This window comes from Streptococcus alactolyticus (genome assembly GCF_012277075.1).
Taxonomy (GTDB): Bacteria; Bacillota; Bacilli; order Lactobacillales; family Streptococcaceae; genus Streptococcus; species Streptococcus alactolyticus.
The window spans coordinates 43952-59133 of sequence record NZ_JAAXMT010000005.1 but is presented as its reverse complement, the minus strand read 5'-3'; the positions used below and the strand labels follow the sequence as shown (position 1 = coordinate 59133).

At 40.5% G+C, this 15182-nt stretch carries 13 protein-coding genes, 2 tRNA genes and 1 pseudogene; 1 reads left to right on the top strand and 15 read right to left on the bottom strand.

The window, feature by feature from the left end:
• Window positions 1–25 precede the first annotated feature (25 nt).
• From HFK82_RS08735 to HFK82_RS02080, 10 genes and pseudogenes are all read right to left on the bottom strand, one after another.
• Window positions 26–511: pseudogene (locus tag HFK82_RS08735) on the bottom strand (GrpB family protein); the annotation flags it as partial.
• A gap of 60 nt (window positions 512–571) precedes the next feature.
• Window positions 572–1300, bottom strand: a complete 729-nt coding sequence (trmD, locus tag HFK82_RS02120; protein WP_168260624.1) for a tRNA (guanosine(37)-N1)-methyltransferase TrmD — start codon at window positions 1298–1300, stop codon at window positions 572–574.
• Entirely contained in the window at window positions 1290–1808 is a 519-nt protein-coding gene (gene rimM, locus HFK82_RS02115) for a ribosome maturation factor RimM (RefSeq protein WP_154454591.1), read from the bottom strand. Before rimM ends, trmD begins: the two co-directional genes overlap by 11 nt.
• Before the next feature lie 79 nt (window positions 1809–1887).
• Window positions 1888–1959 (bottom strand) — tRNA-Glu (locus HFK82_RS02110).
• 31 nt (window positions 1960–1990) lie between these two features.
• Window positions 1991–2062: transfer RNA gene (locus HFK82_RS02105), tRNA-Gln, on the bottom strand.
• Window positions 2063–2155: 93 nt separating this feature from the next.
• Complete coding sequence (locus HFK82_RS02100; RefSeq protein WP_154454590.1) at window positions 2156–2398, bottom strand: KH domain-containing protein; 243 nt, start codon at window positions 2396–2398, stop codon at window positions 2156–2158.
• 18 nt (window positions 2399–2416) lie between these two features.
• Window positions 2417–2689, bottom strand: a complete 273-nt coding sequence (gene rpsP, locus HFK82_RS02095; RefSeq protein ID WP_003065322.1) for a 30S ribosomal protein S16 — start codon at window positions 2687–2689, stop codon at window positions 2417–2419.
• 171 nt (window positions 2690–2860) lie between these two features.
• Complete coding sequence (locus HFK82_RS02090; RefSeq protein WP_168260623.1) at window positions 2861–4090, bottom strand: ABC transporter permease; 1230 nt, start codon at window positions 4088–4090, stop codon at window positions 2861–2863.
• Window positions 4091–4101: 11 nt separating this feature from the next.
• The gene (locus HFK82_RS02085; protein WP_167829263.1) at window positions 4102–4812 is read right to left on the bottom strand and encodes an ABC transporter ATP-binding protein; all 711 of its coding nucleotides are present in this window, start codon (window positions 4810–4812) and stop codon (window positions 4102–4104) included.
• Entirely contained in the window at window positions 4812–6044 is a 1233-nt protein-coding gene (locus HFK82_RS02080; protein WP_168260622.1) for an efflux RND transporter periplasmic adaptor subunit, read from the bottom strand. The genes HFK82_RS02085 and HFK82_RS02080 overlap by 1 nt, the downstream gene beginning before the upstream one ends.
• 413 nt (window positions 6045–6457) lie before the next feature.
• Here HFK82_RS02080 and HFK82_RS02075 point away from each other — a divergent pair, with 413 nt between their 5' ends.
• Complete coding sequence (locus HFK82_RS02075) at window positions 6458–7660, top strand: IS110 family RNA-guided transposase (protein WP_336498111.1); 1203 nt, start codon at window positions 6458–6460, stop codon at window positions 7658–7660.
• A gap of 226 nt (window positions 7661–7886) precedes the next feature.
• On the opposite strand, the gene carB is transcribed toward HFK82_RS02075, so the two are convergent.
• The 5 genes from carB to pyrR form a co-directional block, all read right to left on the bottom strand.
• Window positions 7887–11066 (bottom strand): carbamoyl-phosphate synthase large subunit, encoded by a 3180-nt coding sequence (gene carB, locus HFK82_RS02070; protein ID WP_168260620.1) that lies wholly within the window; start codon window positions 11064–11066, stop codon window positions 7887–7889.
• A 97-nt stretch (window positions 11067–11163) separates the two neighbouring features.
• Complete coding sequence (locus tag HFK82_RS02065) at window positions 11164–12252, bottom strand: carbamoyl phosphate synthase small subunit (RefSeq protein ID WP_154455119.1); 1089 nt, start codon at window positions 12250–12252, stop codon at window positions 11164–11166.
• 66 nt (window positions 12253–12318) lie between these two features.
• Window positions 12319–13245, bottom strand: a complete 927-nt coding sequence (locus HFK82_RS02060; protein ID WP_154455120.1) for an aspartate carbamoyltransferase catalytic subunit — start codon at window positions 13243–13245, stop codon at window positions 12319–12321.
• A gap of 3 nt (window positions 13246–13248) precedes the next feature.
• Entirely contained in the window at window positions 13249–14511 is a 1263-nt protein-coding gene (locus HFK82_RS02055) for a uracil-xanthine permease family protein (protein ID WP_336497808.1), read from the bottom strand.
• A 36-nt stretch (window positions 14512–14547) separates the two neighbouring features.
• The gene (pyrR, locus tag HFK82_RS02050) at window positions 14548–15069 is read right to left on the bottom strand and encodes a bifunctional pyr operon transcriptional regulator/uracil phosphoribosyltransferase PyrR (protein WP_154455121.1); all 522 of its coding nucleotides are present in this window, start codon (window positions 15067–15069) and stop codon (window positions 14548–14550) included.
• Window positions 15070–15182 lie beyond the last annotated feature (113 nt).

The window sequence follows — 15182 nt, the reverse complement described above, 5'->3', positions numbered from 1 at the left end:
ATCTCTCCAACTCCTTGTATATTTCTTCGATAATCGACGATTTATAGGCAATGTATTTATCAATATCTTTAGGGAATAGCTTCGCTGCTTTTTCTTTTACCTCGCCATAAGCCAAAACAGCCTCAGGATGACTACGTAAATAATCACGAAAAGCAAGATGACGCTTCAGTTCAGGCGAATTTTCAGGACAAACATAAATATGATGAACTTGAAGATGCTCTTTGCCTGAATAAGCAAAAGCTTCTCTACCTTCGATCCCTAAATTTCCCTCATGAACATAACCAATCACTGCTAATTCTTGAATCACCTCAGACAAGTCTGTGTCTATAGCAATCACCAAATCGATGTCAATAATTGGCTTTGCCGAAAGCCCTTGAACAGAAGTACTTCCCACATGTTCTATTTTAAGAATTAAGTCACCTAGAGCAGCTTTAAGCTCTTTGGCAATCTTCTTAAAATCATCTTTCCAACTTTCCTGATAAGACAGAACAAGGACTTCCTTCGTTCGCATAAAACCTCCCCAAAAATAAAGAGACATACAGCCTGCATGTCCTCTATTATATCACATATTCTATTCTTGCACGTCTCTCTCTTTGAGAATCTTGCGGAAAATAGCCTCTTCTTCTTTTGTAAAAGCATAATCTTCCAACAAATCCGGTCGACGCTCTAAAGTCTTACGAAGACTTTGTTCAATTCGCCATTTGCGAATATTTTCGTGGTGCCCACTCATCAAAACATCAGGAACTTTCATACCTCTGAAGTCATAAGGACGCGTGTATTGTGGGAACTCGAGCAAACCAGATGAGAACGAATCATCTTGGTGACTCGCTTCTTTTCCAAGAACATTTGGAATTAGGCGAACCGTTGCATCCACAATCGTCATCGCTACCAACTCTCCACCAGTCAAGACAAAATCCCCCAAGGAAATTTCATCTGTCACCAAGGTCTTAATACGTTCGTCATAGCCCTCGTAGTGCCCACAAATGAAAATCAATTCATCTTCCTGAGCTAATTCTTCGGCGTAGCTTTGGTCAAACGTCCGACCTGCTGGGTCTAAGAGAATCACGCGCGGCTTCTTGGCATCAATCTTATCAATAGTATCAAAAATAGGCTGTGCGCGTAAAAGCATTCCCTGACCACCACCATAAGGTTCGTCGTCCACATGACGAGCTTTTTCTGCATTTTCACGGAAATTATGGTAGTTGATTTCCAACAAGCCTTTTTCCGTCGCTTTCCCAACAATCGAATGCTCCAGCGGGGCAAACATTTCTGGGAAAAGGGTTAAAATATCAATCTTCATCGTCAAGTCCTTCTAAGACATCCACATCCACACGATTACCCGCTATATCAACGTTAAGCACAACTGGCGGAATGTAAGGCAGCAACAAGTCACGTTTGCCTTGGCGTTTTACGACCCACACATCATTGGCACCAGGTTGCAAGATTTCTTTCACCTGACCAATTAAAACATCGTTTTCATAAACGTCTAGTCCGATGATTTCATGGTAGTAAAATTCGCCCTCATCCAAATCAGACAAATTTTCCTCAGCAACTTTCAAGGTGCAACCTTTGTATTTTTCGATATCGTTAATATGGTACATTCCTTTGAATTTCACGATATCAAAATTCTTTTGCTTGCGATGGCTGGCAATTTCCACCTCAAGAAGAAATTGGTCCTTGTCATCAAAAATTGCTAATTTTGAGCCTTTTTTAAAACGCTCTTCTGTAAAATCGGTCACTGACAAGACACGCATTTCACCTTGTAACCCTTGGGTATTGACAATCTTTCCAACGTTAAAATAATTCATGCTTACTCCACTTAACTTAATCTTTATCATTTTACTATGATGGCAATAAAAAACCAGCTGCCACCGCAACTGGTCAAGATAGTCCGTACGGGATTCGAACCCGTGTTACCGCCGTGAAAAGGCGGTGTCTTAACCCCTTGACCAACGGACCAAAATCAATGATGTTACCACCAATGAACTCACTGGGGTAGCTGGATTCGAACCAACGCATGAGGGAGTCAAAGTCCCTTGCCTTACCGCTTGGCTATACCCCAAAACAACAAAAACTATTTTACCCTAGTTTAGCTAAGGTGTCAATACCTTTTTGAATATTTTTTCAAAAAAAATTAGAAAAAGAGCAGAAACAACTACTCTTTCTCATCAATAACGAGTCTTACTTTTTTACCTTGAGTTGGTACCGAATAGACAATCGATCTTATCGCTGTAATGGTACGACCTTTTTTACCAATCACACGACCAATGTCTTGAGCATCCAAATCAAGATGGTATTCTAAAAACTCAGGTGTATCCTTAATTTTGATAATAAGATTATCTGGTTGTGAAATCAAGGGTTTCACAATAGCGATAATTAGATTTTCAATGGTATCCATAGGCTTTAGCTTACTCTATTATTTTGAAAATTTTGATTCGTGGAATTTTTTCATAACGCCTTCACGTGAAAGGATGTTACGAACTGTATCTGAAGGTTGAGCACCTTTTGACAACCATTCAAGAACACGATCTTCTTTCAAAGTTACTTGGTTTTCTTCTACAAGTGGGTTGTAAGTACCAACTGTTTCGATGAAACGACCATCACGTGGAGCACGTGAATCAGCTACGTTGATACGGTAGAAAGGTTTTTTCTTAGAACCCATACGAGTTAAACGGATTTTTACTGCCATTAGTATTAAGTCTCTTTTCTATATTTTTTGTCTAAGTTAATAGCCTTGCCACTAACTCACTTTACTTATTATAACATAAAACCTAGGGGTGTCAAGAAAAAAACTTGACAGAGTTTAAAAATATTGAAAAAGGGCTCCAATAGTGTTTGGAGTCCCTTTTCTAAGCTTATATCATTCGTAACGAAGAGCTTCAATCGGGTCTAATTTACTTGCTTTATTGGCTGGTAGGATACCAAAGACCATACCAATCAAAGCAGAGAAAATCAAGCTACCGATAGCCACATTGATCGAAATGTATGGCTTGATTTCAGCGATACTATTGCCCAGAATATTGGTCAAAACAACCGCTAATCCCAAACCAATCAAACCACCCAATAATGTCAAGACCATTGATTCAATCAAGAATTGGGTCAAGATTTTTCGGCGTGTAGCACCCAAAGCTTTACGCAAGCCGATTTCGCGTGTGCGTTCTGTCACGGATACCAGCATGATATTCATGACACCGATACCACCAACTAAGAGGGAGATACCTGCAATGGCACCGATAACCGTCGTCATCATGCCATAAGCCGAATTAATTTGGTCAATTTGTTTGGACATGTCATAGATGGTGAAATGCCCCACCTTGACACCTGACAATTGGGTCATCATTTTAGCAGCTTGCTTACCTACCTCAGTAGATTCCTTGGCATCATTGACATGGACAAAAGCCCCTTCAATCTCATTCATATGGAATTCTGCTGCCAGTTGGGTATTGGTCATAATGGCATTTCCACCAGAAGCCATACCATAAAGAGCTGAACCTGCATTAGGGTCCTTATACACCCCAACAACCAAGTAGGATTTAGAACCAACAGATACTTGTTTGTTTAAAGCATTGTCGTTGCTGCCAAATAATTTAACCGCTAATTTGGTGTCTAGCATGATAATGCGTGAAAAATGCGAATAATCATCGGCACGGAAACTACGTCCTGCTACAATTTTGTACTTTTTAACGTCAAAATAGGTGCGATTAACCCCTGTAATATTAACGTTTTTCGCTTTTTTATTGACATAAGAAACCGTTGAAGTGGTCGAATTAGTCACATAATAATTTTGAACACCAGGCACATCCGCAGCAATCTTTTGGAGCCATTCTTCTTGAATCTTAGGCCCCTTATCTTGCGAAGTCGATTCCGTATCATCAAAAAAGCTATCACTATCAGAATCTTTTGTCACATAATAAATCTGAACATCTCGCGTATCAGCTGAAAACATATCGGTAATCTGCTTGGTCAAGCCTTGTCCCAAAGCCATGATCACCACAACAGATGCCACACCGATAATAATTCCCAGCATGGTCAAGAACGAGCGCATTTTGTGCCCCATGATTGAACTTAGGGCGAATTTCCAATTTTCCATATCTTTTCCCCCTAATCAATTCTGACGCTGTCAGTCGTATCTTTGGTAATCTCACCATCTCTGATAATGATTTTACGCGTTGCAAAATCAGCGACCTCAGGCTCATGTGTTACCATGACAATGGTTTTACCTTCTTGATTTAACTCTGTCAACAGTTGCATGATTTGCTCACTGGTTTTCGTATCCAAGGCTCCTGTTGGTTCGTCCGCCAAAATGATAGACGGATTGTTAACCAAGGCTCTGGCAATTGCCACACGCTGCTTTTGTCCACCTGATAATTCCGATGGCAAATGTTGCATTCGATTACCCAGTTCGACTTTTTCCAAAAATTGCTTGGCTAATTGGCGGCGTTTCCCAGCCCCCACACCTGAATAAATCAGTGGCAATTCCACATTTTGCAAAGCATTTAATTTAGAAAGTAAGAAGAATTGTTGGAAAACAAAGCCGATTTCTTCATTTCGAACCTTGGCCAATTCCTTTTCTTTCAATTCTTCAACCTGCTTGCCATTTAGGGCATAGTCACCTGATGTTGGTCTATCAAGCAATCCGATGATATTCATCAGTGTTGATTTACCAGACCCTGAAGGGCCCATGATGGCTAAAAATTCCCCATCATAGACCTTTAGGTCAACACCTTTTAGCACCTGCAATTCTTGATCACCGTTCTTATAGGATTTGACAATATTTTTAAGATCAATTAAAACTTTTCTTTCTTCTGTCACTACTCACTCTCCCCTGATTCATATGAAACAGTCGCGTTGTCAGCAACCACATCATCAACTGTTTCACCGTCTTTTAGGCGATCGTTAGGATTAGCAATAACCGTTTGACCAACTTCTAAGCCACTCAAAATTTCTTGCTCTTTCGCATCGGCACTACCAAGAGTGACTTCAACTTTGCTGACTTTTTGCGTGTCTTTGTCATAAACCCAAACGTAGTTTTTCTCACCTTCAGCAATCACTGCCTTCACTGGAACCAGTTTGTTTTTAGTGTCATTGACCACTTCAACAGATACGGTAAAGCCTTGTTTCAAGTTTGAAATATCACCGTTGATATCAACTTTATAGTCATAAGTTGAACTGGCTGTTGAGTCAGACGAAGCACTTGCTGCGCTGGCTGTATCGCTAGTTTGGTTTGGATAATTCGACACGTAAGAAATGGTACCAGTCCATTCTTGGTCTGGGTAAACTTTTGATTTAATCTTAACGGTTTGACCTGTTTTGATGTTTGCCAAATCGTATTCTGTCAAAGTTCCTTGAATTTGCAACTGACCTTCTGTCGCCACATGAACCAAGGTTTGACTGTTTTTTGAAGATGGGTCAATATCGCTGTTGACTTCTACCACCGTTCCTGAAACATCGCTCACGACAACTGTTTCGTTCAAGGCTTGTTGAGCTTTGTTAACTTCGCCTTGAGCATCGGCGTAAGAATCATTTAAATCTTGCAGTTGTTGGTTGTACTGTGCATTTGCTTGAGCAGATGGTGCTTGCGTAACAGTCGTTTGCTCACCAGTTTCTTCATCCGTTGATGCTGTCGTGGTTGGCAAATTACCGTATGTTTTTAGGTAATTAATTTGACGGCCAATTTTGTTAAGGTTACGAACAGCGGCATCATAGGCAGCCTGCGCCGTTGTGGTGTCATACTGCACTAATTGTTGCCCTGTTGTAATCTGGTCACCTACTGAAACGGTTGGCCTAGCTTCTGTCCCTTTGGTGCTGTCGTAATAAACATATTGTTCCTGAAGGGCTTTAACAGTACCTGTTAAGAGGGTTGATGAGGAAATAGAGCCTTCTGTGACCATACTGGTCTTGTAAGTCATTTCCTCTGCTTCTTTGCTGTCTTTGCCCTGTTGCCACCATAGAAGACCAGCTCCAGCGACTGCAAACAAACCAATGGCTGCCCCAATAATCACCTTGTTTCTTTTCGACATCGTCGTTTTACTTCTTCTAGACATAATTCTCCTTTATTCCACAATAGGTTTGTATTATTTTTATAAGACAATTATACGTTTTATAAGAATGGGTGTCAAGGCTAAAACGTTAAAACTATCTGTCAATTCTATTATAGCTAAAAAACATCTGACCTATCTTACACTTTTGTAAGATTTGCTTTTGAACGTCAAAAACATACTAAGATTAGTAGTGAGAAAATCTTCGACGGGAGAAAGTACTCTCTACTTTTTCTTTTATGTTAAAGTAGTGGTGTCTTGTTAAGTCGAGTTCTCTTGTGACGCTAGACGTCGTATCAAAAACTGGCAAGACACCTGTTTTAGGAAGAATGTTATCAAAGTATGTAGGACACAAGATGTCGAGTATTGAAAATGAAATCACTAAAACAAGGAATCATTCAAGACAAAGAGGTAATATGATGCGTACAGTATTTGGAATTGATGTCAGTAAGGCAAGTTCAGAGGTGGCTATTGTCATCAATGGCGAGAAAATTCATGGATACACCATGCCAAATGACACTATCGGTTTTACTCGCCTATTAGATGATTTAAAAACCGTTCAAAAGCCCGAGATCATTTTTGAAGCAACAGGTGTCTATTCGCGTCGTCTTCAAGCATTTCTTGAAGAAAATGGATACGCTTATACACAGCTAAATCCTTTGGAAGCTAAAAAGCAATTAGACAGTTTGCGTGTCCGTAAAACGGATAAAATCGATGCCGAAACATTAGCGATATCTCAATTTGTACTGAATCGTAAGCCAACTTATATCCAAGAAGAAGTCTATCAAGAACTGCGCGATTTAAGTAGATTCTATCAGAACTTAACGGAGGATATTGTCCGCACTAAGAATCGATTGCACAAGGTCTTACAAGTTACCTTTCCTGAGATGGAAAATATCTTATCAACGCCAACTAGGGAGCAATACTGGAACTTGGTCATGACGTTTCCTTACAAGGACTTCGTGCTTGAGTTAAGTAAAGATGAGCCCTTAGAAGGTATTCGGCAATCTACTTCAAAACGCATTTCCAACAAACGCGTGGCTTACTTAGCACAAAAGCTTGCAGCACTAGCCAATCAGTCTTATTGTACCGTCAAGAAAAACTCTCCAATACTTGAAGAAGTTCGTTACTATGCCAAAGAACTACTCAGACTTTCTGAACAAAGACAAGCTGTTCTTGAGCAAATGGTGGAATTAGCTCAGCCTTTACCAGAGTATGAGATTCTGCTTTCTATTCCTGGCATCGCTGAGACAACTGCGACAAGCATGATTGGTGAACTTGGAGATATCCGCCGTTTTCAGTCTGCCAATCAAATCAATGCTTTTATCGGTATCGACTTACGGCACTATGAGTCTGGAAACTTCCTCGTTAAGGAACACATTACCAAGCGTGGTAATCCCTACGCTAGAAAGATTCTGTTTAAGTGTATTCACAACATCGCTGCGGCTAGCCATACTAATCCTTGCCATATTGCAGACTTCTATGAGAAACGAAAAAGACAATCGCAAACAACTTCAACGAAGCCACATACGATTGCCTCTATACATCGCCTTATTCGGACAATGTATTACCTCATAACGCATAACAAACTTTACGATTACACTTCAACCCAAAATCGCTAAAATTGTTTATGCCATATTATTGTAACACCTTTTCAAAAATGTAGCTAGCTAAGGTGTTATTTAGTTGTGCACTTTTTCTCTGTTAAGTCAAAGAAATAACTTCTCTACTGGTTGAATTAAGTAGCTTCTGATAATGATTTCTTCTAGAAATCGTTGATATGCTTGACAAAAGGTAGAAAAAGAGAAGATTTTGAGAATCTCCTCTTTCGATATAGTTTTATTAACTTTAGATGGCTTGAGTTGTGAAGCTGAGGCTTTCAAGTACACGAATCATAGCATCTGCGGTATCCAAAGCGGTAAAGAGTGGCACACCGTGTTCAATGGCAGAGCTACGGATAGCAGCACCATCTTCGTCACAACTTCTCTTAGTACCAACGGTATTGATAATAGCTTGAACTTTTCCTGTACGAACAAGAGCAGGAATATCGTTATCATCATCTTCACCGAGTTTATTAACCACTGTTGCATCTAAACCGTGTTTGGCAAAGAAGTCCGCTGTTCCTTGTGTTGCAAAGATGCTGTAACCAACGTTGGCAAAGCGTTTCGCCAAACTAAGAGCTTCTTCTTTGCTATCATCAGATACCGTAAAGACAACGTTACCAAAGGCTGGCAAGTGGAAGTAAGACGCTTCAAAGGCTTTGTAAAGAGCTTTTTCAAGGGTTTGGTCTGAACCCATAACCTCACCAGTTGATTTCATTTCAGGACCAAGAAGGCTATCTACCTTGGCTAGTTTGGTGAATGAGAAGACTGGTGCTTTGACGTGTACAAAGTCAGACTCAGGATAAAGCCCATCTTTGTAACCAAGGTCAGCTAATGATTTACCAAGAATCAATTGGGTAGCTACTTGCGCCATTGGGATATTTGTTACTTTAGAAAGGAATGGCACGGTACGGCTGGCACGAGGATTTACCTCGATAACATATACCGTTTCATCTTTGATAACAAATTGGATGTTCATCATTCCGATACAGTTCAAACCAATTGCCAAGCGTTTTGTATAATCCGCAATCGTTTCTTGGATTTCTTTTGAAAGGGTTTGTGGTGGGTAAACAGCCATTGAGTCACCTGAGTGAACACCCGCACGTTCGATGTGTTCCATGATACCTGGAATCAAAACGTCTTTGCCGTCAGAAATGGCATCAACTTCGCACTCACGACCAATAATGTAAGAGTCAACCAAGACTGGATGGTCTGGACTGGCTTTAACGGCAGTTCTCATGTAAGAACGAAGATCGTTTTCATTTTCAACGATTTCCATGGCACGTCCACCCAAGACATATGAAGGACGAACAAGCACTGGGAAACCAATATTGCGGGCTGCTTCAACCGCTTCTTCTTCGTTTGTTGCTGTTTGTCCTGGTGGTTGTGGGATATTCAAGGCTTTCAACGCTTGTTCAAAGAGGTCACGGTCTTCGGCACGGTCAAGGTCTTCTACCTGTGTTCCAAGGATTTTCACACCAGCTTTAGACAATGGTTCTGCCAAATTAATAGCTGTTTGACCACCAAATTGCACGATAACCCCTTTAGGTTGTTCCAATTCGATGACGTTCATCACGTCTTCAAAGGTCAATGGTTCAAAGTAAAGTTTATCTGAAATCGAGAAGTCCGTTGATACGGTTTCTGGATTTGAGTTCATGATAATCGCTTCGTAACCAGCTGCTTGAATAGCTTTCACTGAGTGAACCGTCGCATAGTCAAACTCAACCCCTTGACCAATACGGATAGGACCTGAACCAAGAACCAAGATTGATTCCTTACCTGATTTGATAGATTCATTTTCCCACTCGTAAGTTGAATAGAAATAAGGTGTTTCTGATTCAAATTCAGCTGCACATGTATCCACCATTTTGTAAACTGGGATAATCTTGTTTTCTGTACGAAGTGTGCGAACCTCGTCTGCTGTCATGTTCCAAAGCTCTGCAATTTTACGGTCTGCAAAACCATTGCGTTTGGCTTCTTTCAACAATGCAATATCCCCAACGTTAGTAGCCAAGGCTTGCTCAATTTCAAAAATGTGAAGCAATTTATCCAAGAAGAAAAGGTCAATTTTGGTTAATTTAGATAATTCTTCGATGGTGTAGCCACGGCGGATAGCTTCAGAAAGATAGAAAAGACGGTCATCTTGGGCACGAACAATTTTATCAACCAAAGCATCATCAGTTACATTTGCCAAATCAGGCATTTCATTGTGGTAAACACCGATTTCAAGCGAACGACAAGCTTTCAAAAGTGACTCTTCAATGTTACGACCGATTGCCATAACCTCACCAGTCGCTTTCATCTGAGTTCCTAAGCGACGTTCACCATGTTCAAATTTATCAAATGGGAAACGTGGGATTTTTGCAACCACATAGTCAAGAGCTGGTTCAAACATGGCATAAGTCGTACCAGTAACTGGATTGACCATTTCATCAAGTGTCAAACCAACCGCGATTTTCGCTGCTAATTTCGCAATTGGGTAACCTGTTGCTTTTGAGGCAAGGGCAGATGAACGTGACACACGTGGGTTAACTTCGATAACATAGTACTTGAAGCTATTTGGGTCAAGGGCCAACTGAACGTTACATCCTCCTTCGATTTTAAGGGCACGAATGATGCTCAAGCTAGCGTCACGCAACATTTGGTTTTCAATATCTGAAAGGGTTTGTGTTGGCGCAAAAACGATTGAATCTCCCGTGTGAATACCCACTGGGTCAAAGTTTTCCATGTTACAAACCACAAGAGCGTTGTCTGCCGCATCACGCATTACTTCGTATTCAATTTCTTTGAAACCAGCGATAGAACGTTCAATCAAACATTGGGTTACTGGTGACAATTTCAAACCATTTTCAGCGATTTCACGCAATTCGTCTTCATTGTCACACATACCACCACCAGTACCACCAAGGGTGAAGGCTGGACGAACAATGACAGGATAGCCAATCGTATTTGCAAAATCAACCGCTTCTTCCACCGTGTTAACAATTTCAGATTCTGGAATTGGCTGATTAAGGTCTTCCATCAATTGTTTGAAGAGGTCACGGTCTTCGGCTTGGTCGATTGCTGATAATTTAGTCCCCAACAATTCAACACCTAATTCATCAAGGATACCAGCTTTTGACAATTCCATTGCCATGTTAAGACCTGTTTGCCCTCCCAAAGTTGGTAGTAGGGCATCTGGACGCTCTTTACGGATAATGCGTGTCACAAATTCTGTTGTAATGGGTTCGATATAAACCTTATCTGCAATTTCTTTATCCGTCATGATTGTGGCAGGGTTTGAGTTTACAAGAACAACGCTATAACCTTCTTCTTTGAGGGCCAAGCAGGCTTGCGTTCCCGCATAGTCAAACTCTGCTGCCTGACCGATAATAATCGGACCAGACCCAATCACCATAATTTTTTTAATATCTGTACGTTTTGGCATTGTTTTCTCCTATTTGTCAACTCTCTGATTGACTTTAAATATGTGACTGACTGTTGCATCAGTCAGATTAAGTAGTTAGCGACACAAGTAAATCTGTTTAGCGAGTGACTTTTTCATTTTGAAAAGCATCAATCAATTCCAAGAAATCATCAAACAGATAGCTTGCATCGTGTGGTCCTGGTGCAGCATCTGGGTGGAATTGCACTGAAAAGGCTGGGAAATCGCGGTGGCGAACCCCTTCAACAGACTTGTCGTTAATTTCTTCGTGAGTTACCATGAGGCAATCTGGTAGAGTATCACGATCCACCGCATAACCATGGTTTTGACTGGTAAAATCAATACGTCCCGTTGCAATTTCACGAACAGCATGATTGAAACCACGGTGACCGAATTTCATTTTATAGGTTGTCGCTCCATTAGCTAGGCTGAACAATTGGTGTCCCATACAGATACCAAAAATTGGAATTTTACCTTGCACACCACGAATCATATCAAGGGCTTCTGGCACATCTTCTGGGTTACCAGGTCCATTTGACAACATCACTCCGTCAGGATTCAAGTGAAGAATTTCTTCAGCTGTGATATTGTAAGGCACGACAGTCACATTACAGTTACGTTTTGAAAATTCGCGTAAGATAGAATGTTTTAGTCCAAAGTCAACCAAAACAATATTTTTCCCCACACCAGGTGCTGGATAAGCTGTTTTTGTTGAAACTTGCTCAATGTTATTGGTCGGCAAGACAGTTGCTTGCAATTGAACTTTTAGGTGCTCAATAGAATCACCATCGCTTGCAAGAGTTGCTTTCATAGTACCGTGTTGACGGATGATTTTAGTCAAAGCACGTGTGTCAATTCCTGAAATGCCAGGGATATTTTTAGCTTTCAAAAACTCATCCAAGGTCATCTGATTACGCCAGTTATTAGCCAAACGGGCATTTTCAGAAACCACCACACCCTTACAAGTTGGGGTAATAGATTCGTAATCATCACGATTGATACCATAATTTCCCACCAAAGGATAAGTAAAGGTCAAAATTTGACCGTTGTAAGATTGGTCTGTAATCGATTCCTGATAACCTGTCATACCAGTATTAAAAACAATCTCACCTGTCACATCAAGGTCAGCACCAAAAGCTGTTCCCTCGAAAATTGTACCATCTTCTAAAATTAAAAGTCTTTTTGCCATATTTTTTCCTCTCGTTTGCTCTCACGGGAGCACTTTAACGTTGTTTATTAACTAGCAGATACCGTCTTACGCTTTGCCATTAAGGACTGCTTCAAGAATTGCCATACGAACAAATACACCATTTTGCATTTGTGTGGCAATACGTGATTTAGGAGCTTCCACCAATTGTGATGCAATTTCGACATCACGATTGACAGGAGCAGGGTGCATGATAATTGCTGATGGTTTCAAACGATTGTAACGTTCTTGAGTCAAACCATAACGGTTATGGTAGGTTTCTTTTGAAAAACCTTTGTCACTGTCATGACGCTCATGTTGCACACGCAACATCATCATCACATCAACTTCATCCACAATCTCATCTAAATCAACGTGCTTACCATACACATCAAATTCGTCTGAATACCATTGTTCTGGACCAGCAAAATACAACTCTGCTCCAAGGCGTTTCAAAATTTGCATATTTGATTTGGCAACACGCGAATGCGTAATGTCCCCCACGATAGCCACTTTTAACTGTTCAAATCGACCAAATTCCTCATAAATCGTCATCAAGTCTAGCAAGCATTGGCTTGGGTGTTGTCCTGAACCATCGCCCCCATTGACAATTGATGTCTGAATGGTACGACTGCCGATAAGCTCTTTGTAATAATCTTCTTTGGCATGACGAATCACACAGATATCAATGCCTAAAGAACTCATCGTTAAAATGGTATCGTAAAGGGTTTCGCCTTTATTGACTGAACTTGTTTTAGCGTCAAATTCGATCACGTCCAAACCTAATTTTTTCTCCGCCACTTCAAACGATTTGTGTGTTCGTGTTGATGATTCAAAAAAGAGATTTGCCGCAAAATATTGTCTTTCAGGTGTGAAATGGGCTTCGTTCTTTTTAAAAGCAATGCCACGTTTAATCAAACCTAAAACTTCTTCATTGGTCAATGTTTCCATGGTGACCAAATGTTTTAACGATACCATATTATCTATTATAGCCATTTTTTAATCCTTTTCTGGAAGAATTTGATATAAAAGAATTCCTAGAAGAGTTGAAAGTGCCACACCTGTGATTTGCAAACCAGCCACTTGTAGGGTCAAGTTACCGATTCCAGATACCAAGATAACACTTGCAATCAACAGGTTTTTCTTATTATCAAAATTTACCTTGTTTTCAACTAAAATTTTCAGACCACTTGAGGCAATCACACCAAATAAGGCAATTGAAATACCTCCAATGACTGGTGTTGGGATTGAAGACAAGAGAGCTGACACCTTACCGATAAAACTCATCACCACTGCAATCACTGCAGCTCCAGCAATGACGTAAACCGAATAAATTTTATTAAGCGCCATAACCCCGATGTTTTCACCGTACGACGTTACTGGCGGTGCACCAAAGAAACCAGCGATGATTTGTGCCAAACCGTCACCTGTCAATGTGCGGTCCAAACCTGGATCCTTAAAGAAATCACGACCAGTTAAACTATTTAACACCATTACGTGTCCAAAATGCTCTGTCATCGTTACAAAAGCAATTGGCGCCATGGTTAAAATAGCACTTGGATAGATTTTAAAATGATAATCAATAAATAAAATGTCAAAATCAGGAATTTGGAACCACGGTGATTGGGAAACAGCTGAAAAATCAACAATGTTTTGACCCGTCACGGCACCAACAACTATGGCAAACACATAACCAACAATTAAACCGAGCAAGATAGGCACTACCGCAACGATTTTCTTGCCATACATATTAAACAATATAACCGCTAGCAAGGTAACCAAGCCAATCAAAAGGTAGATAAAATTGTACTGGCCGTCTTTTAACATGACATCATTGACAGCAGTTGTTGATAAACTCAATCCAATCACAACGATGATTGGTCCAACCACAACAGGTGGTAAAACCTTATCAATCCAAGCATTACCAACAAATCGCACAATCAAGGCAACCAGCAAGTAAACCAGACCTCCTGCCATCGCCCCTTGGGCAACAGCTGCAATACCATCTGTTTTCATCAACATTTGCATGGTTGCGATGTAAGCAAAACTTGACCCCATATAAGCTGGAATTTTATACTTGGTCACTGTTAAGTGCGCCAAGGTTCCTAAACCACTTGAAAACAGGGCTATAGCTGGATCAATTCCCACCAAAATCGGAACCAAAACCGTCGCACCAAACATGGCAAAGAGGTGTTGGAATGATAAACCAACCAACATCCCTGGTTTGGGCATCTCATTAACGTCGTACTTGATATTATCCACTAATCCACTTCCTTTCTCATAATCCCCAGACACAAATTAGTTAGGATCTACGATGCTAACACGGTCTTTACCGTCGATTTCAATCACTTCCACAATGATTTCTTCTGTGGCGCTTGTTGGGATATTTTTACCGACATAGTCCGCACGAATTGGCAATTCACGATGTCCGCGATCCACCAATACGGCTAGGCTAACACGCGCAGGACGACCAAGGCTAACCAAGTTATCAATAGCAGCACGAATAGTACGACCTGTATAAAGCACATCATCCACCAAAATCACATCTTTACCTGTGATATCAATTGGCATGATTGTTGTGTCTTCTTCCACTTTAATATCATCACGAAATGGTTTTGTATCCAATTCACCGATTGGAATATCAAGATTCTCCAATTGTTTCAAACGGTCTTGGATACGACGAGCAATGTAAACACCACGTGTTTTGATTCCCGCAAGAACAATGTTATCAAGATTTTTATTGCGTTCAATAATCTCATACGTGATACGTGTAATCGCACGTTTCATGGTAACATCATCAACGATTTCTTTTGTCTTCATCTCGTAAACCTCACTAAAAAATATACAAAAAATCTCCTTAACAACAAGGAGATTCCACAAAATATAGGTACACCAAACCCTAGATGCACACTTCTTTTATCGTTCTCTCCTTG